The sequence below is a fragment of the Pedobacter sp. GR22-10 genome, from assembly GCF_026239715.1.
GTDB lineage: Bacteria > Bacteroidota > Bacteroidia > Sphingobacteriales > Sphingobacteriaceae > Pedobacter.
On record NZ_JAPIVR010000003.1, the window covers coordinates 384,359 to 406,815 of the forward strand.

General features: G+C 40.4%; 15 protein-coding genes. 4 read left to right on the forward strand and 11 right to left on the reverse strand.

Annotated features, from left to right (window positions below; translation table 11 throughout):
- Positions 1-102: 102 nt before the first annotated feature.
- Positions 103-318 carry a hypothetical protein gene (locus OQX64_RS14400; protein WP_029281875.1) on the reverse strand — a complete coding sequence of 72 codons (216 nt, stop codon included), beginning with the start codon at positions 316-318 and terminating at the stop codon, positions 103-105.
- A gap of 160 nt (positions 319-478) precedes the next feature.
- Between OQX64_RS14400 and OQX64_RS14405 the strand changes: the two genes are divergently transcribed.
- Positions 479-1,081, forward strand: coding sequence for a porin family protein (locus tag OQX64_RS14405; RefSeq protein WP_088299831.1), 603 nt, complete (start codon positions 479-481; stop codon positions 1,079-1,081).
- 67 nt (positions 1,082-1,148) lie between these two features.
- Here OQX64_RS14405 and OQX64_RS14410 read toward each other — a convergent pair whose 3' ends face one another.
- The 3 genes from OQX64_RS14410 to OQX64_RS14420 are packed head-to-tail and all read right to left on the reverse strand — an operon-like array spanning position 1,149 to position 6,655.
- A complete protein-coding gene (locus OQX64_RS14410; RefSeq protein WP_088299832.1) occupies positions 1,149-1,964 on the reverse strand; it encodes a DUF4397 domain-containing protein in 816 nt (271 codons plus the stop codon).
- Positions 1,965-1,974: 10 nt separating this feature from the next.
- Positions 1,975-3,546, reverse strand: coding sequence for a RagB/SusD family nutrient uptake outer membrane protein (locus OQX64_RS14415; protein WP_088299956.1), 1,572 nt, complete (start codon positions 3,544-3,546; stop codon positions 1,975-1,977).
- Positions 3,547-3,556: 10 nt separating this feature from the next.
- Entirely contained in the window at positions 3,557-6,655 is a 3,099-nt protein-coding gene (locus tag OQX64_RS14420) for a SusC/RagA family TonB-linked outer membrane protein (RefSeq protein WP_265819288.1), read from the reverse strand.
- Between the two features lie 237 nt (positions 6,656-6,892).
- On the opposite strand from OQX64_RS14420, the gene OQX64_RS14425 reads away from it, so the two are divergent.
- Positions 6,893-7,639: a DeoR/GlpR family DNA-binding transcription regulator gene (locus tag OQX64_RS14425; protein ID WP_265819289.1), complete on the forward strand. Its 747-nt coding sequence runs from the start codon at positions 6,893-6,895 to the stop codon at positions 7,637-7,639.
- Positions 7,640-7,674: 35 nt separating this feature from the next.
- Here the strand turns inward: OQX64_RS14425 and OQX64_RS14430 are convergent, their stop codons facing one another.
- The 3 genes from OQX64_RS14430 to OQX64_RS14440 all read right to left on the reverse strand — a co-directional run bounded on the left by OQX64_RS14430 (position 7,675) and on the right by OQX64_RS14440 (position 13,441).
- The gene (locus tag OQX64_RS14430) at positions 7,675-8,970 is read right to left on the reverse strand and encodes a RagB/SusD family nutrient uptake outer membrane protein (protein ID WP_265819290.1); all 1,296 of its coding nucleotides are present in this window, start codon (positions 8,968-8,970) and stop codon (positions 7,675-7,677) included.
- Between the two features lie 18 nt (positions 8,971-8,988).
- Positions 8,989-12,138 carry a SusC/RagA family TonB-linked outer membrane protein gene (locus tag OQX64_RS14435; RefSeq protein WP_265819291.1) on the reverse strand — a complete coding sequence of 1,050 codons (3,150 nt, stop codon included), beginning with the start codon at positions 12,136-12,138 and terminating at the stop codon, positions 8,989-8,991.
- A 106-nt stretch (positions 12,139-12,244) separates the two neighbouring features.
- The gene (locus tag OQX64_RS14440; RefSeq protein ID WP_265819292.1) at positions 12,245-13,441 is read right to left on the reverse strand and encodes an anhydro-N-acetylmuramic acid kinase; all 1,197 of its coding nucleotides are present in this window, start codon (positions 13,439-13,441) and stop codon (positions 12,245-12,247) included.
- Between the two features lie 142 nt (positions 13,442-13,583).
- Here OQX64_RS14440 and nagB point away from each other — a divergent pair, with 142 nt between their 5' ends.
- Positions 13,584-15,509 carry a glucosamine-6-phosphate deaminase gene (gene nagB, locus OQX64_RS14445; protein WP_088299836.1) on the forward strand — a complete coding sequence of 642 codons (1,926 nt, stop codon included), beginning with the start codon at positions 13,584-13,586 and terminating at the stop codon, positions 15,507-15,509.
- 219 nt (positions 15,510-15,728) lie between these two features.
- On the opposite strand, the gene OQX64_RS14450 is transcribed toward nagB, so the two are convergent.
- Positions 15,729-17,384: a glycoside hydrolase family 43 protein gene (locus tag OQX64_RS14450; RefSeq protein ID WP_265819293.1), complete on the reverse strand. Its 1,656-nt coding sequence runs from the start codon at positions 17,382-17,384 to the stop codon at positions 15,729-15,731.
- Between the two features lie 251 nt (positions 17,385-17,635).
- Between OQX64_RS14450 and uxuA the strand changes: the two genes are divergently transcribed.
- Positions 17,636-18,805 carry a mannonate dehydratase gene (gene uxuA / locus OQX64_RS14455; protein WP_265819294.1) on the forward strand — a complete coding sequence of 390 codons (1,170 nt, stop codon included), beginning with the start codon at positions 17,636-17,638 and terminating at the stop codon, positions 18,803-18,805.
- A gap of 3 nt (positions 18,806-18,808) precedes the next feature.
- On the opposite strand, the gene OQX64_RS14460 is transcribed toward uxuA, so the two are convergent.
- From OQX64_RS14460 to OQX64_RS14470, 3 genes are all read right to left on the reverse strand, one after another.
- Entirely contained in the window at positions 18,809-19,831 is a 1,023-nt protein-coding gene (locus OQX64_RS14460; protein ID WP_088299839.1) for a LacI family DNA-binding transcriptional regulator, read from the reverse strand.
- 71 nt (positions 19,832-19,902) lie between these two features.
- The gene (locus OQX64_RS14465) at positions 19,903-21,063 is read right to left on the reverse strand and encodes an acyltransferase family protein (RefSeq protein WP_265819295.1); all 1,161 of its coding nucleotides are present in this window, start codon (positions 21,061-21,063) and stop codon (positions 19,903-19,905) included.
- Between the two features lie 273 nt (positions 21,064-21,336).
- On the reverse strand, positions 21,337-22,437 hold the full coding sequence (locus OQX64_RS14470) for a glycoside hydrolase family 43 protein (RefSeq protein ID WP_322974962.1): 1,101 nt from the start codon (positions 22,435-22,437) through the stop codon (positions 21,337-21,339).
- Positions 22,438-22,457 lie beyond the last annotated feature (20 nt).

The window sequence follows — 22,457 nt, forward strand, 5'->3', positions numbered from 1 at the left end:
TACAGGTGTAAATGTACAAAAAGAGATAAATATTAAAAATACTTATTCAGGTACAGCGTAAATAAAGCGTTACGAAATGAAAGGTAAATTTTTAAAGAAGGATTACAATCTGTTTCCTTTAGTATCAGCAAGGGCCTTCTGAATGGTAAATTCAATGTAAGTGCGGTCGCGTTTTACCAGGCGCATTAAATCCTGCACCAGTTCATCTTCCTTGCCAGGTGTAAATTCCAATGGCTCATTAGCTAAGTCGCGGTACTTTCTCAAGAACTTTGTTTTTACTTTAAATGCGGTTTCAGCGGTAAGTTGAAAATTAGCCATAGCAGATTTTATTTGATGCAAAAGTAAAAAATATTTGCGCACTATAATATCTTTTTACCAATGAGTAATAAAAAAAATAGAGCTATACAATATCTGGCATGATAATTTTGTTAAAAATTCGTTATTTATCCAATAAAAAACACGCAAAAATTTAAAGACAATGAAAAAATTTATTCTCCCTATTGTTTTCCTGACCCTGGGTTGGGCAACATCGCAAGCGCAAACATTTAATCTTGGTGTTAAAGCCGGTGTAAATTTAGCCAAACTTAATGCTGATTTTGCCAGTGAAGAAAATCGCTTAGGTTATCAGGTAGGTGCCTGGGCCCGTATTGGCGGCGCAAGTTTTTATGTACAGCCCGAAGCTTATATTGGTAGTAAAGGCAATAAATTCATCAGCTTTACCAATAATAACAATAATGAAGTAACTGCAGAAGGTAAAGTGAGATTTACTACATTGGATGTGCCAGTTTTATTAGGCACCAAGTTTGGGGCTAAAAACCTAAATTTCAGGGTGATGGCCGGACCTGTAATTTCATTTATTTTGGATGAAAACTCGAGTTTTAGCTCGGCTTACCAGCAAGCTACTGATTTTGACAACTATAAAAATCAGGCCCTTGGCTTACAGGCGGGTGCCGGTGTTGATATAGGTGCCATTTCAGTTGATTTACGTTATGAAGCAGGTCTTTCCAACATTAGTAAAAGTGAGAAATACAGCCAGAAACCGAACTTATTTCAGTTGAGTTTAGGATTTAAGATCTTGTAATTTATTTAAACCTCAACGAACAACATAAATGCGTTGTTCGTTGAGGTTTAATGTCGGCGCAGTCAAATTATTGATTAGCCGTATTATCAATTAACGGCCTTGTTGCGGCTGTTGCCGATGTTATGGTGATATCACCTCTTGCACCAACAGTGTACGTTCTGCCTCCAAGGAAAGGTACAACTCCATTAGTTGTGCCGTTTCGGGAAATGATATTGATTCCTGATGCTGAATATCTTACATATAACTCATAACTCCCGATAGGAACAGGCACAAATACTGAACCTGCTTTATAAGCTATACCTGTTGCGACAACCGTTTCTAAACCGGATACAGCATTTTTAATAACCAGGGTCATGGGGGAGTTCCCGTTTGGAATAGCATTTACAAAACGAACATAAGCGACCATGTTGCTTGCATTGTTAGGTGGTAAAACATCTTCCAGAATAAATGATTCTGCCGTTTTTGTCGCGCTATTATAAATGCCACCGGTGTAAAGAGAATAATATTTTCCTTTTTCCAGATTGGAATTAACTTCTGATATGGTAACATTGGCATTAGCTGTGGCAGTAGAAGGGATTATTCCGTTTATCTTATAAGTTGCTGGATTAATGACACTGTAATTTGAAGCTGGGTAAACAGCGCCATATGCCGTTCCCGCTGTACTTTCCGAACCGGTATTGCTCAGGATCCCGGAAACCTTTACACCATTGGCATAAAAGTTTACAGAAGGGGAACCGGCTGTAAAATTAAAATATTTGATTCGTGCAACTTCAGTAGCTTCAATTGGTATATCAATTACCTGTATGCTATTGTCTTTTTTACAAGAGAAACTTATGATCGGAATTAGCAGAACCGCTAAATGACCTATATTTTTTATTTTCATGATTAGCTGATTAAGGTTGAATAATCCAGGTTTCTTTGGTATGATAATCAGTGGCTAAACCACCTATAACACTCAATGCCTGCCTGTTCCATACGTATTCAGAATTATAACGGGGCCTGATTCTATATGCTGGTTTACCAACATTTTCCGAATATAGTGTTACCGGAAAAACATAGCCTAAATAGATCTGTTTTCCGGTTAAGGGATCGGTGTCTGTATAATGATATCTTCTTAGATCCATCCAGGTTTCCAAATGACCCCATCCCCATTGCGCAATATATTTCTGACACATAATTTGTGTTAGTGTTAAATCGGCAGCATTTGCAGGAACAATGGATGGCGTATTCATATATGCGGCTTTCTCGGTGCTGGTAATTTGTGTTGGAGATTGATTATCTTCAAGATTCCTTGCATTAACGAAATCTATATGGGATGAGATGCCATTCTTTAACGCCGCAAGGGCAGTTACTTTGTCTCCTTTTTTAAATGCAGCTTCTGCTTTAATGAACTGAAGTTGAGCATAGGTCATCACAGGTAATTTACATTTATCAGAGAAAATATACCTTCCCTGGGTATTTGCTGCCGGTGCTGAAATGGAAGCAAGATTCCACAAGTTATTGGGTAGCTGGCTGGATGTAAAAGCACCGGTTCCTGCTCCTGTCACAATACCTCTGTATACACCATCAGGAGAAGGCGAAAGCATTCTGCTCATCCTGGGATCCACTACACCCGCAAACTGGGTTCCGTTCATCAGGTTCACAATGAAAGAGGTTTGTCTGTATGTTTGCATATTACCCCTGGTTGGTCCTAAAAAATTTCTGTCATCATTACCGGTAATGCCGGGATATCCCATTAAAGCATCATCATTATTACTGGCGAATGACTTATCAACAGCGGCTATGACATCATCTGGTTTATAGCTGGATTTATTGCTGAAATGATTCAAGTTTAGCGCAAGCATGGCATAGGCCAGTTTTGTCCACTTCGCTCTGTCGCCTTTGTAAAGAATATCGGTTTTTCCCAAAAACGCAGCATCTACTGCTCCATCCGTTCTTGCCAAATTTGCGATGGCAGCATTCAGTAAACGCTGAACTTCCTGATAAGCATATTCCTGACTATCATAGTCAAAAACATTTCTGGTAGGATCTATAGCCTGTTTAATGATAATCTCACCATGAATATCGGTCAGGGTTTGCCAGCCCCAGGCTTTTAAAATCTGCCCGACACCTAATAAATCCCAACGTTGTTCAGCCTCTGCCTTGGTATTCATATCAATCAGATTCTGACCAAAGCTCCAATATACATCCCGCCACAATTGTGCACCATTATCTGACACCGGGTCATAGCCCTGGAGATCCCATGTAGTACCAGAAGTTGTTGAAGTCCAGTTTTGTGTATATCTTCCAATAAACCGTCCGTCATACTGTGGAGCTGTTACCATCCAGTGAATCATTGGTGACAGATACAAATTTGCTGTTACAGTTTGCGGAGCATTGGGGTTGGTATTTACATCCAGGTATTTTTTACAGCTACTAACTGAAAGTAGAATTCCGGTTAGCAATACTAAATATATCTTTTTCATATTTTCTATATTATAATCCAATCTTAATTCCAAAGTTTAAACCAATTGGCATTGGAAAGTTACCATAATCAATACCTGATGCCCCGGAACCACCAACAGCTGCAGTATTGCCATTAACTACAGGATCAAGGCCTGTATAATTTGTGATTAAGAATAAATCCGTCCCTGTGGCAAAAACACTTGCGCTTTTGATAAAATTTTGCTTTTTAAATAAGGTTTGTGGTAACTTATAACTGAAGGTGACATCTCTTAGCCTTATCCAATTGATATCTTTTTCAATAAATAATTCCTCACTTGCATTAGAATAAAAAGAGTTTTGATAATAGGGCACAAATGCAATATTATTCACTGTTGGATTGGCTGTATTTTCTCTACCATCCTGCAATACGCCCGGAATGATTCTTGGGGTCAGTCTGTTTAATGTAGTATTGCTTAAACCAATCGTTGTTAGAAAGTGCTGGGTAGCATTTAATACATCGCCACCTTTTCTGATATCAAGTAAGAAGGATAGCGACATGTTTTTATAGGTGAACGTATTTGTTAAGCCGATGGTAAAGTCTGGCTGCCTGTCATAACCACCTTCAACAAAAACGGTAGAACGCACCGGAATTCCGGTAGTTGGATTTATTAACAATTGCCCCTGGTTATTCCGAAGGTAAAATAGTCCCGTTAATGATCTTGTTGAATTTCCCGGGGTATTCCCGTTACGCACGTTCGCATATAGCCATGTATCGGAAACGTAAGATTCTGGTAATTCATTCGGAAGTGAAAGTACTTTTCCACGCGCAGATTCAAAGTTCGCCAGAACATCCCAATTAAAATTGCTGGTTTTTACTGGCGTTCCTCGTAATGTAAGTTCTATACCTTGATTTCTCGTTGATCCACCGTTAAGATTTAAGAGTATAAAGCCCGTGGCATAACTGCTTCTGATATCGTTTACGATCTGATCAGTTGTTTCTTTACGATACACCGTCACATCCAGGCCTAAACGGTTATTCAGAAATCCCAGCTCTGCTCCAAATTCATATGATTTTGCAAATTCGGGTTTAAGCCCCGGATTAGGACCTGTGAAGCCATAACCATAGCCCCCGTTAGAGGTTGTCTTATTTTCCAGGCTCGGAACATAAGCATATGGTCTTGCGTCTTTACCAACATTAGCATAAGCAGCTCTCAACTTTCCATAATAGAAAATGTTTTTAAGCCCCTTAAAAGCCGGAACATCAGTAAAAACAAAACTACCCTGAACTGATGGGTACCAGAAGGAATAACGATCTATAGGAATAGTGGAAGTACGGTCATTTCTCACAGTTCCGGTCAGGAATAAATAATTTTTATAATCAAAAGTTGCCCTGGCAAAAAAGCTCACTAAACGACGTTGTGTAATTGTTGTTCTTACCAACTTAGTTGCCACATTATTTAAAGAGTTAAAATTAGGATCTAAGAAGCCTTCTCCATAACCCGCATCTACATTAGATTTCAGGTTTTGCAATGAATTACCCAAAGTTGCATCAAAGGAAATATCGCTGGTTAGCTTTTGTTTATTTAAATTAATCAGGTTTTGAAGGTTGATATTCCTTGTTACGTCATTGGCTACATCTATCGTTCCGCCTCTGCTAAAGCCTGAAGCACTTTCCGGATGGCGTACAATTAAGTTTTGGTTGGTATAAGAATCCATACCAATATTGGTTTTGATGTTCGCCCAAGAAAATGGGGTTATGGTTAAGCCAAGGTTGGAAATAATCCTGCTGGTTTTAGAATTAATAATATTTTTATTCACATTGAAATAGGGATTATCAATTTCAGCATTGCCAGCAGATCCGTAAGCCAATAACCTTCTTGTACCTGCCGGTGTAAGGTAGTTAGAAGCCTGATCAGTTTGCGGCCAGGCCAGCAGGCCAAGTAAAGGCCCGATACTTCCTTTTAAGGGTTGGTCATTTACCGCATAACTGTAATTCATAGATAAATCTGTCTTTAACCAGCTATTTACAGTGCCTTGTGATGCTCCTGTTAAGTTAATTCTCTGGTAAGCGGAATTTGGCACCACACCTTCCTGATCTGTATATGCACTTGAAATCCGGTAATTCATTTTTTCAGAGCCACCCTCAAATGATAAATTATGCCTTTGCGTAAATCCTGTTTGAAAGAAATCCTTTACATTATCATAGAACTGCGTTCCTTCAGCGTAAGCCGGACCGAAATATTGATAGATATTATTTAATGTAGATACTGATCCAGGAGCGCCACTCCCACCTAATCCATATTCTTTCTGAATTTCAGGATAAGCTCTCGTTGTCTCCACCCTGAAACTATTACTATAATTGATTGCACCACTACCAGCCTTTGCCCTCTTTGTAGTAATGACAATTGCACCGTTAGCCGCATCAATTCCATAAAGCGCAGCAGCTTCAGGACCTTTTAAAACCACTAAACTTTCAATGTCTTCCGGATTGATATCTGCAGAACGATTAGTAAAATCAACCCCTCTGTTACTAAAAGATGTATTTGAACTCGCATCTGAAACAAAGGCTGAAGTACTTAACGTTTTGTTATCAATTGGTAAACCGTCAACAATCATTAATGGTTGATTATTCCCGCTGATAGAACTTACTCCGCGAATGGTTATGGAGGATGATGCCCCCGGAACACCTGAAGAGCTTGTTACCTCAACACCCGCAACACGTCCCTGTAAAGCATTGATAAAATTTTCGCGTTGCGTTTCTGCTATTACAGCACCTGAAACGGTTTGTTGGGATGTACCTAATTCGCGTTTTTTCACTGTATTACCCAAAGCAGTTACCACAACTTCATCAAGACCCTTAGCATCAGAAACTAAAGAAACATTGATGATTTTGTTTGTACCGACATTTCGTTCAACGGCCTTATATCCGATATAGGAAAATGCAAGAACATCGGTTTCCAACGCTTTAATCGTGTAATTCCCGTCGCCATTGGTTTGTGCAACGGTTGTGGTTCCTTTTACCCGGATGGAAACACCGGGGATTGGACCATCTGTAGAGGAGACTTTACCCGTGATGGTAATTTGTTGTGCAATGGCATGTGCCAGCAACAAAAAAGTACCCATAATGGTGAGTAGTAGTTTTTTTTTCATAAACTGCCTGGTTTGAAATGAAATGAGTTTAGTTTGATATAGTTGTTTGCCAATATTTTCAAACACGCATAATCACGCATATTTTTCCAATATTTAGCTAATATCATAAATGTTTTCCATTTAAAAAACAAATAGTTAAGATTTTAACATTCTAATCCCAATATATTATTGCAACAAACCGCAAAAACACGCAATACAAATAAATCTTATATTTACTTCCGTAAAAAATACCTCAGTATGCTTAAAAAAGAACGCCACGATTTTATTATGCGCCAGATCAACCTGCATAACCGTGTACTTACTTCCGATCTGGTTCAATTGCTTAACGTATCTGAAGATACCATCAGGCGAGACCTACAGGAACTTTCAGATGAAGGCTTGCTTTTTAAAGTTCATGGTGGCGCACTATCTAAATCCTACCATAGTTCTTTCGATGACAGTACGGTTTATGCCAGAGACAGTAAAATCATTATTGCTAAAAAAGCAATCGGCCTGATCACAGACGGAATGGTGGTTTTAACTGGTGGCGGCACCACCATTTTAGAGTTTGTAAAGCAGCTTCCGCAAAACATAGCGGCTACTTTTTTTACCATCAGCCCCCTGGTGGCGGTAGAGTTGGCTAAATACGACAATATAGAAGTGATACTGATTGGTGGTTTATTTTCTAAAAATTCGCAGGTTACTTATGGCGGACAGGTGATTACCCAACTTGCTGAACTCAAAGCAGACTTATGCCTGATGGGTACGAGTGCCATTCATCCCGAAGAGGGACTGACAGACACTTACTGGGAAATTAACCAGCTTAAAAAAGCCATGCTGGCGTCCTCAAAAAAGACTGCAGTATTGTGTATTTCAGAGAAACTGGACATTGCGCTGCGTTTAAGGGTATGCCCGATTGAAAGCATCAGCTACCTCATTACCGAACTGGATCAGGATCATGAGTCATTAACAAGATACCAGAACAGAGAAGTGCATATTTTATAGAAATGGAGCCCCGAAGATTCGGAGCCCCATTTGCGTTAAAAACCTGGATCTGCAGGTGTATTCGGATTGTTATCTCTTTCCTGGAAGGGATAAGGAAAAAAGTTACGCTTCCGGTTCGCGACTGGCTGGTTAAATCTCCTCATATCTTCAATTTTTAAGCCTGAAGCATATAATTCAATGGAACGGTGTTTATAAATTAAATCCAGCAACTGCTGTTGTGTATAAGTTCCGCTCAGCGGTGGCAATGCTGCCGTTACACCAAAAACATCTGTCGTTTTGGTAACAACTTTATTCAGTTCGGCCAAAGCATTTGACAAATCCGGCTGCCGGGCGTAGGCCTCTGCCTTAATTAACGTCATTTCTCCGGGCAGATAAATTGGAAAAGGCGTTGTTGTACTGGCCGCAAAGCCATTCATCCGGATGGTTGCCACCTGATTTCCAGCAAAAATAGTATAGAATGGGATTCTTTTATCTCCGGCATCAGGCACATCAGCACCTGTCAGACCCAAATTTACATTGGATGGCTGAAAAACATTATTCGAAGAAATAATGGTAAATAAAATATTTGGTGATGTGGCATCAAAGTTAAAAGAAGATGCTTTTGTTAAATCTACTTCATTTGCTTCCGATAAAGCCAGTGAATAATTACCGGAAAACAAGGCATATCTTGCCTTTAAGGCATGCAAGGTATTTAAGATATTGATATTGGGTACATTTGAATTAAAGCCGCTTGAAATTGGATTAGCCGTTATGGTGTTTAAAGCATTATCTATTACAGCAATGGCTTTAGTGAAACCAGTTGCCCTTGTAATAAATGCGACATTTTTCCCTGTTCCATCGGGTATTTTTTCCCAATATTGAGATAGATTGCCAATAGCAAGTGCCTTAAAAATGCTCGAGTAGGCAATCAGGCCGGATGCATATCCTTTATCACCAAGGTTGCCTGCATTGGTAATTACTAAATCAGCGTCATAAACAATCTTATTTGCGCTTGTCCACAGGTTAAATAAAATGGTATTCGTACCATCCACAGCTGTTCCGCCTGTACTTAACTGTAATTCAGGAATATTTCCAGAGTTCAGTAAGGAAAGTTCATTGGTAACAAAACCATTGGCGGCAACAGCATTAAACATCACCCCTGTTCTGCTTAAGGTATAAACCCTTTGCAAACCAATGGCCACAGCCGTCAGACCTTGCTGATTAGTGAGTGCCACAGCTGTTTTTGCCCTGGATGGATCCTGATACTCTTTGGTACAGGAAGCTAAACCCATCGCCCAAGTGAAAGCAAGGCAAGTGATATATTTTGAGGTAGTGAATTTTAAACTTTTCATAAATTTTTCCTTTGCCGATTAAAATTTAACTTGTAAACCTAAACTAAAGGTTCTTGGAATGGGAACCGATCCAAAATCGATATTTCTTAAAATAGTAGACTGACCGCCTGAGTTCACTTCAGGATCATATCCTTTGTAATGATCCCATGAAACCAGGTTTCTTCCGCTTAAGGTGACGGTCAGATCGCGCAGGTATTTAACTTTACCTACATTATAGCTTAAAGAAACTTCTCTTAACTTCACAAAAGATCCATCATCAATCCGCCATTCTTCCGTAGCGTACACACCGGCCACGTAACCTCTCGGCAACTGGCCGAGTTGTTCTGCTTCTGCCACTTTACCACTTCCTACACCCTGGCGTGTTCTCCAGTCGGCATTCCAAACGTCACCCCCCTGAACAGCATCTAACTGCACATGAAGGTTAAACTTTTTGTAAGAGAAATCATTCACAAAGGAAGCTGTGTAATCAGGATTCGGGTTACCCAGCACTTTACGTAAGGTTGTTCCGGTAGGCAAACCATCAGCGCCACGCTGCGGTGTAAAGGTGGTTGCCGAATTCTGTATTCCACGCTCCAGCTGCGGAATTCCGGCGGCGTTGGTTAATAAGCTGCCATCCGGATTCCGGGCAAAGAAAGTTCCATAAAACACACCGATTGCTTCACCATCAATAATGGCTACAGGCGCACCAGGATTGGTTGAGAATAACCTTAAACCACCAACATTAAGTGCCTGGTTTCTGTTTCTATTGAAAACTACGGTGGTATTCCAGCTAAAATCTTTTGATTTTATTGGCGTTCCATTCAACACCAGTTCAATTCCCTTATTCCTCAGCGATCCGATGTTATCCAGAAAACTAGAAAATCCGGTAGAAGGAGCGGTAACGCTGGCGATTAACAAATCACTTACCTTTTTATTGTACCAGTTAAACTGCAACCCAAGTCTGTTTTTAAAAAAAGATAAGTCGGTACCCAACTCCAGTTCACGCTGACGCTCTGGTTTAACATTTTCATTAGCCAAAGTCGCGCTCGAAAACAAGGATGCCCGACCTAAAAAAGACTGTGTTGAATAGGCATTGATCCTGTCGTAAGCACCAATACCTGTTAAATTACCCGATTCTCCATAGGCAGCCCGGATTTTAAAAGTATCCCACCAGGAGGAAACACCCAGATTTTTCCAGTAATCAGCTGATGACAACACGTAACTTGCGTTGCCTTTGAAATAAGTTTGTGTCCGGTTATCGGCACCAAATACGGTAGATTGATCAACACGAACAGCTCCTGTTAAGAAAAAGTGATCCCTGTATTTAAAAGTCTGCTGTAAATATCCTCCTGTTACAGAAAGCTGTGTTCTGCCATCCACACTAGGCAGTTGGGTTGCCGCAGCATTAACCGTTTCAATTAAAGGAGCTAAACCCCTACCATTTACCAATTGATATCGCGTTTGCTCATACTGAAAAGAATATCCCAATTGAGTTGTTGAAGCAATTTTATCATTGATTTTAGCCTGGTAAGTCGCATTGATATCATTGTTAAACTGAAAGGCATTATTACTCGCCGCACTGGCATAACCGTTTAGCGTACCATCCAGTGTTGCGCCGCCACCATAAAAATCGGGGTTTACGTTATAAGCAAACGGCGGAATATAAGTAGAACCATTTGAACCAGAGTTATCTACACCAACCAGGAAATTTAACGTTAGGTTTTTTACCGGATTAAGTTTCAGATTGGCACTTGAAATGATTCTGTTGGTTTCCTGACGTTGCTTAATATCTTCAATTACGGAAACCGGATTTACCCGGCCACGCTCTCCAACCGCCAGCAGATTGCCATTGGCATCTCTTGCAAAAATATCATGGAAGTTACCAATAATGGTCACCGAATTCATCGGAGAAAAAAAAGAGTTACCGTCGGGTTTCTCCTTGGCCGCACTCCTGATGTAATTCATACCTACACTTAACGATGCCCAATCGGTGATCTTCTGATCTACGTTTGCCCGCAGGTTGTACCTTGAAAAATCGGTGTTTTTAATGATCCCCTGATTGGTGAAATAACTTGCTGAAGTATAAAACTTAGTATTATCCGTTCCTCCGCTGATAGAAACTGTATTGTCGGTACCGTATCCGGTCTGGAAAATATAATCCTGATAATTATATCGGGTAACCGGGGTCGTGTTTGTTAATAGGGCTGCCGCAGTAGCCGGAGGCGTTACCACCGTTTGAATGACATCCTGTGTGAATGAATTTACTGAGCCACCAAATTTAACCGGCGACTGGTTCACGTCAATCTGTTTCCGCAGTTCACTCATGGTTAGGCTGGTATTAAAAGTAACCTGCGCTTTCCCGCTTGCACCCCTTTTGGTGAAAATCTGAATTACGCCTGAGTTGGCTCTTGAACCATAAATTGCCGCAGCGGCAGCACCGTTTAAAACTTCAATCCGGTCAATATCCGCTGGATTAATATCGACCATTCTGTTTTGGCCTATGCTTCCCACTACGTTTCCGCCATCATAATTTGACGAAGTATTGGTCACTCTGGTAGTGGAGTTGTTCACGATTACACCATCAATAATGTATAGCGGTTCTGAAGATGAGTTCACGGAACTAATTCCCCTTAACCTCACTGACATTCCACCAGCAGGGTCTCCTGAATTCTGACTGATTTGTGCACCTGCGGTCTTCCCTTGTAAAGAAGACAGTACATTGCCGCTCGGCGCTTTATTTAAGTCATCACCTTTTACCGTACTGACATAACTGCCCAGTTCCTTTCTGGTTGTTCCGGCAGAGGTACCGGTAACAATAACTTCATCCAAACCAACGGCATCTCCGCTTAATACGCCATTTAACTGGATGGTATTATTTTCACCAAGTGTGAGGGATTGTACAGCAGATTTATAACCCACAAAAGAGAAAGATAGCTGATAACTCCCTGGTGCCAGGTCTACGGAAAAAGTATAGGCTCCGCTCCCGTTTGTACTTGTGGCCAGGTTAGTATTTTGTATTTTAACCACCGCCCCGGGAATGGGGGTGTTATTGGCACCGTCAGTTACTTTTCCACTAATGGTATACCGTTTGTTTTGCGCCCGTACCGGATCGGTACAATAGAGCAGGAGAAATGGAATCATCAAAATCATAAATAACTTCGATAACCATTGAAGGTAAATTTTTTCCATAAAATTAGGTTAGGGTCAGGATTTTAAACAAATTTAGTAAAATCACTTACAAAGCCAATTTTTATTCCTTGTAATCAGTCTTCCTGAAGAAATCAATTAAATCCAGCTATTTCGGTAAACTGATTTTACCCATGCACACGGAAGGAACTCCTTTTCTGTGCCCAAAATCAATAGGTTTACCACTAAGCGTTTCATTTGCCAGAACGGCAAACAATACGGCTTCCTTTGCATCTGGATTTATATTTAAATCGGCAGTGGTTCCAAAACTGAAATCAGGCAATTTACCGCGTAATAAATTAACCAGCAATGGGTTATGCATCCCGCCACCGCTCATTAAAACCTTTGCCTTTACCTCCCTGACAAAACACTTTTGAATCGCATGAGCAATGGTTTCGGCAGAAAAGTGACAGAGTGTAGCCATTACTTCTTCTTTTTTAAGATTTGCAGTTCCAGAGGCTTTTTGTGCATTCAGCAGATAATCCAGGTTAAACAACTCTGGTCCGGTGGTTTTAGGGAAAGCGGCCTCAAAAAATTCATTGTTCAGCAAGGCGGAAAGCAAATCCTGGTTTAAATTCCCCGATAAACTTATTGCAGCATGTTGATCATAAAACCGATTAAAATGCTGTTGCATAAACTGATCCATCAGGGTATTACCCGGCCCCACATCGGTAGAAAAAACTTCATCTGCCTGCAAACTTCCCGGGAGGTAGGTGAAATTGGCAATGCCCCCGATATTCAGCATGATTCGGTCTTCTGCTTTTTTAGAAAAGATTAAATAATCGCCATATACCGCCAATGGAGCTCCCTCACCACCTGCCGCCAGGTGTTTCTGCCTGAAATCAGATAAGGTAATAATCCCGGTTTTTACGGCAATATGATCACCATCACCAATCTGTAAGGTACCGTTTGGATAATCATTCATCTGATGCAATGATTTTGGTGCATGAAAAATGGTTTGCCCGTGGCTGGCGATGAAATCGATCTCTTCATTTTGATAACCCCATTCCTTCAACGCATCATTAATCAACCCGGCATGGGTATTGGCAATCAACTCATTCATCAGGCAAACCAACTGCAGATCCACTTCCTTTTTAGAAAATACGGCCTTAACCTTTGCCCGGAAATCAGGTGTAAAATCTCCGGTTTTAAATTCCAGCACCTCAATATCCGTATCCGCACCGCTTCCACTTACTTTACAAAGTGCAATATCCAAACCATCCATAGAGGTACCGCTCATTAAACCAATAATCAGTCTTTCGGCTTTATTTGCTTTCAGATAGAGGTTTTGAATTTGATTATTCATATTCAGGCTTGATTGTTAAAATTGATAGCGCTTAGTTTTTGTACATCGGGCATTTAATCAATAAAAGTAAATAACCTTTATTAAAAACTGCACATAACTCGCTATCTTTACTGCTCCGTACATTAAAAACCATATAAAAAAAATGGCTAGATTAAATCTACTGGAGGAGACACGTTTCGAGAAACTACCCGTAAGCGTGTTCGAAAATCCAAAAATTGCTTCAGTTAATGTGGCGCACCGAATCGCCAACCTCATTAAATCCAAACAAGCAAGCAACACACCTGCAGTACTGGGCTTAGCAACAGGTGTTACCCCAATTGCAGTTTATGCCGAACTGGTCAGACTGCATCAAGAAGAGGGTTTAAGTTTTAAAAATGTGATTACTTTTAACCTGGATGAGTACTATCCAATGGCGCCAACTGCAGCGCAGAGTTATGTTACGTTTATGAATGAGAATCTTTTCGATCACATCGATATCGACAAGAACAATGTTCATATTCCTGACGGTACCCTGGCACTGGAAGATATTCCGGCCTTTTGCCTGGATTATGAAAAGAAAATTGGCGATTTAGGTGGTTTGGATATCCAGATACTTGGAATTGGCCGTACTGGCCACATTGGATTTAACGAACCCGGATCGGCACCAAATTCAGGTACCCGATTGGTGACTTTGGATGATCTGACACGCAGAGATGCTGCACGTGATTTCGGTGGAAAAACCTTTGTACCCACCAAAGCCATTACCATGGGTATCGGCACCATTTTTAAAGCAAGGGAAATTATCCTGATGGCATGGAGCCGTAAAAAAGCATCCATCATTAAAAAAGCTGTAGAAGGAGAAATCTCTGGCGAGGTTCCGGCAACCTATCTGCAATTGTCTGATCATGTTGAGTTTATCCTGGATACCCCTGCGGCCTCAGAATTGACTCGTTTTGATACGCCATGGCTGGTTAAAGATTGCATCTGGACTGACGCATTGATCCGTAAAGCTGTAATCTGGTTGGCCAATACCTTAGGTAAACCGGTATTAAAGTTAACAGAAGATGATTACAACAATAATGGTATGGCGCAACTGGCTACTGAAAAGGGTCCGGTTTACAACATCAACATTCATATTTTCAATAAATTACAACATACCATTACCGGCTGGCCAGGCGGAAAGCCTAATGCTGATGATTCTCAACGTCCGGAAAGAGCTGAACCAGCGAAAAAACGGGTGATTATATTTTCTCCGCATCCTGATGATGATGTAATTTCGATGGGTGGTACCTTCATCCGTTTAGTTGATCAGCAACATGATGTGCATGTAGCTTATCAAACTTCTGGAAATACCGCCGTTTGGGATGATGATGCCTTGCGTTTTGTAGAATTTAATGTAGATTTTACAGAAAAAATGGGCATGGATAACACTCACCTGAAAGATCTTTACCATAAAATGAGGACTTTCATCGAGGCTAAACAACCCAATCAGGTAGATACTCCTGAAATTCAAACCGTTAAAGGATTAATTAGAAAAGGTGAAGCCATTGCTGGTGCGCGTTATTGTGGTTTGGAAGATGATCACATTCATTTCCAGGCGCTTCCTTTTTATGAAAGCGGAAAGAATCAGAAAAATCCGGTTACCGACGCAGATATTGATCTAACCATTCAACTTTTACAAAAGGTAAAACCACAGCAGGTTTTTGCTGCCGGTGATTTTGAAGATCCGCATGGAACGCACATTGTTTGCTTCAATATTATTCTTGCGGCTTTAACCCGCCTCCGTGAAACGGAAGAATGGGCTAAAGATTGCTGGTTATGGATGTATCGTGGTGCATGGCATGAATTTGAAACCCATGAAATTGAAATGGCCGTACCCATTTCTCCTCAGGAATTGGAGCGCAAAAGGAATGCGATCTTTAAGCACCAGAGTCAGAAAGACCGGGCTGTTTTTCCGGGCGACGATTCAAGGGAATTCTGGCAACGTGCAGAAGACCGCAACCGTGAAACGGCTAAAGCCTATGATGAACTCGGCCTGGCTGAATATGAAGCCATGGAAGCTTTCGTCAGGTGGAAGTTTCAGGACTAAATAAATTAAGATTTAAGAGGCTGTCTCATAAATACAAAATGTCTTCCTGAGCCTGTCGAAGGACTTGTAAAAAAGCCGTTCAGTGCATTTCTACAAGTTCAACGTGACAGATTCAGGAAGATAAATTGATTTATGACACAGCCCCTTTTTTGTTTATTAAACTGAATTGAAAAGAAGTTCTTCCAAACCCACATCCTGCCTATACTTCGTAAGTTGGCACTAACGGTAAATTTCATCGTTACCCGCATAGTCCAGCCATTTAAAACCTGCAACATTTTGGGAAGCTTCGCCGGAAGAAGTAGCATAGAGGGCAAATAGAGATCCTACAAATCCGCCTGCCACTTTAGTACTCAGATACTTCCCGTCAACATCTCCCAATAGCAGTTTCCATTTATCAGTTTGTGTAGCATATTGAAAATTACATTTATCGCCATTTGTTTCAATCTGCAGGTATACTTTATTATTTCCACTGATTTCAACCTGTTTAATTAGCGTTGCCTTTTTTTGATCCTGGTCGCCTTTTAAAACCTGCAATACTGATTTGCCATCTACAACTGATCGGCATAAATAGTAAAAATGATATTCATTCTGAAAAATCATTATCCCGGCTTTTTCGTTAGCTGTTTTGGCTTTAAATACCAGCTCCGTACTGGCTTTGGCTTTGATGTGTTGCAATCGTTTACCAATAAAAGCAGGATTAGCTTTTCCCATACAGGTTTCGGGCAATAGATTCATCGTTAAACCATCAGTTTTACTAAGCTTAAACCAGCTTGTATCTAAAGTTCTTAGAAAAAGTAAGGCAGGATCAAGCTTGTCTTTAAATTCTATTCTGTAAGAGAAATTGCCACTTTGAGGTCTTGCGTCTTTTTGCTTGACTTCTTTGAAGCCAGCCGAATAACTATATTTTATTTCCTTGCTATCCGGATTAATGACAGGCCATCCGTTTTCCCATTTTACAGGTGCAATAAAAGTTTCCCGCCCGGTATTGTAATAATCGCCCTCATATGGCCGGACCGCTAAGAAAACAGCATAGGTATTTCCATCCGGACCTTCTACAAGTTCTGCATGACCAGCCGAAGTAACGGGATTTTTCCTGTTCGGATCTAAGTTCCGCTGTGTTAAAATCGGATTATTTTCATAAGGCAGATATGGCCCCGATACGGATTTACTTCTTAATACCACCTGTGAATGATTTACTGATGTTCCTCCCTCCGCAGCACAGAGGTAATACCATTCTCCTCTTTTAAAAATATGTGGTCCCTCAATCCAAACCGGTTTTTTACTGATATCAACACCGCCATTAACCAGTTGTATTTCTTCACCCCGAACGCTTAAGGTTTCAGGATCAAATTCATACATCCTGATTGTTCTGTGGCCACTGTACAAGGGTTTATTATCCGGCGCATCGCTGTTGTAAACAATATAAGCTTTATCACGATCGAAAAATAAAGATGGATCGATTCCCTTCACCTGAGGCAGCCAAACAGGATCGCTCCATGGCCCCGCAGGGTTTTTAGCCGTGACCACAAAATTACCCTTTCCATCTATCAAGGTACAGGTAACGTAAAATAATCCATTATGATAATGAATTGCTGGCGCGAATAATCCCCTGGAAACGCGATTGTCCATAAAATTCATCTGACCAGGGCGATCGATTACATTTCCAATCTGCTTCCAGTTTTTTAAATCCTGACTATGAAACACAGGAATACCTGGAAAATACGAGAAAGTTGAGTTGACCAGATAGTAATCTGATCCAACTTTAGTTACACTGGGATCGGGATAAAAACCTGATAATATGGGGTTGTTAAACTTAATTTGTGCAACGCCCCGGAACGTTATGCCTATTAAAAAAAGGAAAATCAGCTTTCTCATATTTATTTATACCTGGTTAAATTGTTGAAGATATACATAATGGCATGAAAATGCAACCGATTGCAATATGATTTTTTTTCTTATTTTGCCTCTACAATTTATGGCATTTTAAAAGTACGGTATAAGGTGCTTTTTACATAAATTCACAGTTGTAACCAATATTTTAATTTTACCTGTTAAATAAAGCACGAAAATTTTTACTGAACAAGCAGCAATACCAATTATATTAAACCAAAATCAAAACGATAGAAATGAAAATGATTGAAACCATGCGTTGGTATGGACCAGATGACATTGTAAGTTTAACAGACATTAAACAGGCGGGCTGCAGTGGTGTAGTTACGGCATTACACCACATTCCGGTAGGTGAAATCTGGACTGTTGAAGAAATTCAGAAAAGAAAGGCTGAAATTGAAGAGACCGGTATGACCTGGAGTGTTGTGGAGAGCTTACCGGTACATGAAGACATTAAAAAAAGAGCCGGGAAGTACCAAACCTGGATCAACAATTATAAAATAAGCCTGGAGAACCTTTCCTCCTGTGGCATCAGGGTGATTACCTATAATTTTATGCCGGTATTGGACTGGATGCGCACCAATCTCAGGTACGAAACTGAAACCGGGGCCCTGGCTTTACGATTTGAAAAATCAGCATTCATCGCTTTCGATTTATTTTTACTGAAAAGGCCAAATGCAACTGCAGATTATACTGAAGATGAAATAAAAAAGGCTACTCATTATTTCGACAAATTAACCGATACACAAAAAAATGAACTCACTGCAAATTGTTTGCAGGGCTTACCAGGCAGCAAGGATCATTTCACACCTGAACAAGTTTTAGGATTATTAGATGGCTTTAAAGGAATTACCTCCGATATCTTAAAACAAAACCTGGTTCAGTTTCTGAAGGAGATTACGCCGGTTGCAGACGAACACGGTATGCAAATGGCCATCCACCCGGATGATCCTCCTTATCCCATTTTAGGTTTACCCAGAATTATGAGTACAGAAAAAGATGCACAATACCTGATCGACCAGGTACCAGCTAAATCAAATGGCCTTTGTTTCTGCAGTGGTTCATTTGGTGCAAGACCAGATAATGATCTCCCGGGGATGATCAAAAGATTAGGTTCAAGAATCCATTTTCTCCATTTAAGAAGTACAAAAAGGGATGAAGACGGTAATTTTTATGAAGCCAATCACCTGGAGGGCGATGCCGATATGTTTACAGTCGTTCGTGAAGCGGTAAAACTGATGCATGCTGAAAACAGAACAATACCAATGCGTCCGGATCATGGACACCAGATGCTTGATGACCTTAGCAAACAACCTTATCCAGGATATTCTGCCATAGGTAGGCTCAAAGGCCTGGCCGAAATCAGAGGCCTTGAAATGGGCATCAGCAAAAGCTTATTCAATTAAGCATCAGGAAGGCAATTTAGTACTAGATTGCCTTTCTACTACTGTTGGATTTAACACAATATGCGCTGTATTTTCATAAGGATTTTCCTGATGAATCATCTTTAGAAACATTTTTGCACATTCCTGTCCCATTTGCGAGGCATGCTGATCAATGGTAGATAAGTTTGGCGTGATATAGGCCGAAAATGCTTCATTCGCAAAACCAATCACCCCGATTTCAGGCGGTGTCTGATCAATCTCCTTCAGTTTTTTAATTACACCCAATGCCGTAAAATCATCTCCGGCAACAATGGCATCCGGCCTATTTTCAAACCGCATTAATTTTCCGGCACCAAACCTGCCGTCTTTAATGGATAATCCGCCAAAATGAATATACTCTTCCAAAACAGGCAGATGATTGTCCTGTAATGCCGCTTTATACCCCTTCAGCCTGTCGTTAAAAATTTTAATCTGATGAATAGTGGTTATGAAAGCAATGTTCCGGTATCCCTGATCAATTAAATGCTGGGTGGCCATATAACCCGCCCTAAAATCATCAAGGGTAATGGTAGGCACATTCAAATCTTCGTTTACACGATCAAAAAGAATCAGGGGCTTGTTTTGCTTTACAATTTCCTTAAAATGAGATACATCACTCGTTTCCAGAGACAATGAAGCCATAATACCATCTACCTGAGCCTCAAGCAATGTTTTTACGCCATTAATTTCATTTTCAACCGATTCATTTGATTGATAAATGATTACCCGGTAACCACTGTCTTTTAAGCCGTCTTCAATACAGTGGATAATGGAGGCAAAAAAATGAGCCTGCACACTGGGTACAATGACACCAATAATATGTGTTTTGCCTGATTTTAGTGCCGAAGCCAGCTTGTTAGGACTATAATTCAGCTTTTCTGCCGTTTCAATTACGGCCTTACGGGTAGCTTCACTTATTGCCGGAAAACCACTTAAAGCCCTCGAAACAGTAGAAACAGTAATGTTTAAAGCTTTGGCAATATCGTATATAGTTGTTTTTTTACTCAATTTTTAATGTAATGAGGGCTACCAATTTATCCGATTCTATTTTTCAACCGATTGTTCTGCCAATTTAACAATTAAACCTTAATGATGATATTCTTTTTATACATGAGATACAGGAGTACGTAGAAACCAAGCACATAACTTATGGCCCAGGCCAATGATGCATTAACAGGCGAAAAGAAAGGCGTATAAAACGTAGCATACATCTTTTCAAGTAATGGTGATTGAGTACCGTCAGCATTTGGCAGTTTAATAAAATTTAACATACGTGGCATCAGGCCTGCCAGAAAAAAGACAGTAATGGCATTTACGCCGTAAACAACAAAAGGCTGTGTAATTCTTTTATAACCCTGAACATCAATCAGCCAGTAACAAAGTGCAAATCCGATAGATGCCAAACCACCGGCATACAATACATATGAACTGGTCCACAAGGCTTTGTTAATGGGAAACTGTAAATCCCAAAGTAACCCTAAAATAACCGCAGCTATACCTGCAGTGAATAACCAGGCTACCTTTGTAGGTTGATCCGTATCTTTTCCACGCATCCATACCCCTGCCAGAATGCCAAACAAACAGGTACCTATAGCCGGTAATGTACTTAATATACCTTCAGGATCCCAGGTTTTTGATGATGACCAGGTATGTGCTTCGGTTAAAACCCCTCTATCAATCCATGCAGCCAGGTTGGTTTCTTTCTCAAGATTTGCATAGCCTATGCCAGGTACGGGCACAAAAGTCATGAGTGCCCAGTAAATGGCTAAAATGGAAATTAATAATTTGAATATGCCCCGGGTGGAAACTTTTAGAAAAATGATGCTACTTACGACAAATACAATCCCAATGCGCTGTAAAACACCCAGCAGCCTGACGGTTTGAAAAGCTTCTAAAAGACTTTTACCATCAGTCATAACGGCCATCATTTTGCCGAATATGGCCAGGAAAAATCCAAGCAGATACAGAATAACACCTCTTTTGATCGCCTTATTGATGGTTTTGTAGTGTGTGCTTGGATCTGCCTTACTACTGCTCATCGCAAATGCAATGGAGACACCAACAATCCAGAGAAAAAAAGGAAAAATTAAATCTGTTGGTGTACAACCATTCCATTCTGCATGTTCTAAAGGCGCATAAATGTGGCCCCAGCTACCCGGATTATTCACTAAAATCATCGCGGCAACAGTTAATCCCCTGAAGAAATCAAGTGATAGCAGGCGTTGTTTAGGCTCGGTCATGAATTAGAATTAGGTTTAGCAAACTAATTTAATACTTTGCTTTTACATCGCGAAATAAATGATCACGTTCTACGCAGCTGAATGCGAGATTATGTGATGGCAAATTACGTGGTTTAAAAAATTAACCAAACTCTTTCTAAACTGGTAAAGCCTATTGGATAAACCTTAAGACTTCGCAAGCCGAAAATTCAACTTACGAAGCTTAAAGTGATAGCGCAAAATTTTAAAAATCATCAGCCTTTTTGTGCTAAAACCAATCAGGTTAATGCTGAATTATTTTTTCATCGGCTCTATTAAGGCTATGGTTCCATCCGGGTTATGCGTAAGTGCTGTCACCTTTATATTTCTGAGATGCGTTTTATTTGAAAGCTGGGTGTCATGGTAAAAGATATACCATTTGCCTTTCACTTCAACAATAGAATGATGTGTTGTCCATCCCTGAACCGGATTCATAAAAGTACCCTGATACTTAAATGGCCCGAAAGGACTATCGCCAATGGCCGAAGCTAAAAAGTGTGTATCACCGGTAGAATATGTAAAATAATATTTTCCATTATACTTGTGCATCCATGCGCCCTCAAAGAAACGCCTGTCATGGTCTTTGGTGAGCAATGGTTTACCATTTTGATCGAGTATGACTACATCTTTCACCGCACCATCAAAAGTTAACATATCTTTACTCAGCTTTGCTATTTTCGCCGTTAATGCAGGCTCGTTTTCCTTTTGAGAATCGGTTTTTGAACCATTTGCATCGTATTTGCCATTGTTCCAGCGTTGTAGCTGACCACCCCAGATACCTCCGAAATACATATAACTTGAACCATCTGTATCAGTAAATACGGCAGGATCAATACTGAAACTTCCTTCTATTGGTTTTGGTTCTGCCTTAAACGGACCTGCCGGATCTTTAGCCGTGGCCACCCCGATACGGAACACATCCTGTTTATCTTTTACCGGAAAATACAGATAGTAAGTACCGTCTTTAAAGGCTGCATCAGGTGCCCAGAGCTGGCGGCCTGCCCATGGAATATCTTTTATACTTAAACCTACGCCATGATCTGTTACCTTTCCATTTATACTGTCCATACTCAGGATATGGTAATCATTCATGGCAAAATGATCGCCATTATCGTTTTCAGGTACCCCGGCATCGATATCATGCGATGGATAAATGTATATTTTCCCATTAAAAACATGTGCCGAAGGATCTGCCGTGTAAATTTCACTGATTAAAGGCTGCGAAAGATACTTTGATTTTTTACTGGTATCAGCTGTTTCTGAAGTGTTTTTCTTTGCATTTTGCTGGCAGGAACTGGTTACTGCAAGTGCCATAACTAAGGCCAGTCCAGATAATTTTTTAATGTTTCTCATCATTTTAAGATTTATAAATGGTT

Bases quoted from the DNA above. Each gene is read 5' to 3' on its own strand.
- OQX64_RS14400 (WP_029281875.1), bottom strand. From the start codon at position 318: ATGGCTAATTTTCAACTTACCGCTGAAACCGCATTTAAAGTAAAAACA.
- OQX64_RS14405 (WP_088299831.1), top strand. From the start codon at position 479: ATGAAAAAATTTATTCTCCCTATTGTTTTCCTGACCCTGGGTTGGGCA.
- OQX64_RS14410 (WP_088299832.1), bottom strand. From the start codon at position 1,964: ATGAAAATAAAAAATATAGGTCATTTAGCGGTTCTGCTAATTCCGATC.
- OQX64_RS14415 (WP_088299956.1), bottom strand. From the start codon at position 3,546: ATGAAAAAGATATATTTAGTATTGCTAACCGGAATTCTACTTTCAGTT.
- OQX64_RS14420 (WP_265819288.1), bottom strand. From the start codon at position 6,655: ATGAAAAAAAAACTACTACTCACCATTATGGGTACTTTTTTGTTGCTG.
- OQX64_RS14425 (WP_265819289.1), top strand. From the start codon at position 6,893: ATGCTTAAAAAAGAACGCCACGATTTTATTATGCGCCAGATCAACCTG.
- OQX64_RS14430 (WP_265819290.1), bottom strand. From the start codon at position 8,970: ATGAAAAGTTTAAAATTCACTACCTCAAAATATATCACTTGCCTTGCT.
- OQX64_RS14435 (WP_265819291.1), bottom strand. From the start codon at position 12,138: ATGGAAAAAATTTACCTTCAATGGTTATCGAAGTTATTTATGATTTTG.
- OQX64_RS14440 (WP_265819292.1), bottom strand. From the start codon at position 13,441: ATGAATAATCAAATTCAAAACCTCTATCTGAAAGCAAATAAAGCCGAA.
- nagB (WP_088299836.1), top strand. From the start codon at position 13,584: ATGGCTAGATTAAATCTACTGGAGGAGACACGTTTCGAGAAACTACCC.
- OQX64_RS14450 (WP_265819293.1), bottom strand. From the start codon at position 17,384: ATGAGAAAGCTGATTTTCCTTTTTTTAATAGGCATAACGTTCCGGGGC.
- uxuA (WP_265819294.1), top strand. From the start codon at position 17,636: ATGAAAATGATTGAAACCATGCGTTGGTATGGACCAGATGACATTGTA.
- OQX64_RS14465 (WP_265819295.1), bottom strand. From the start codon at position 21,063: ATGACCGAGCCTAAACAACGCCTGCTATCACTTGATTTCTTCAGGGGA.
- OQX64_RS14470 (WP_322974962.1), bottom strand. From the start codon at position 22,437: ATGATGAGAAACATTAAAAAATTATCTGGACTGGCCTTAGTTATGGCA.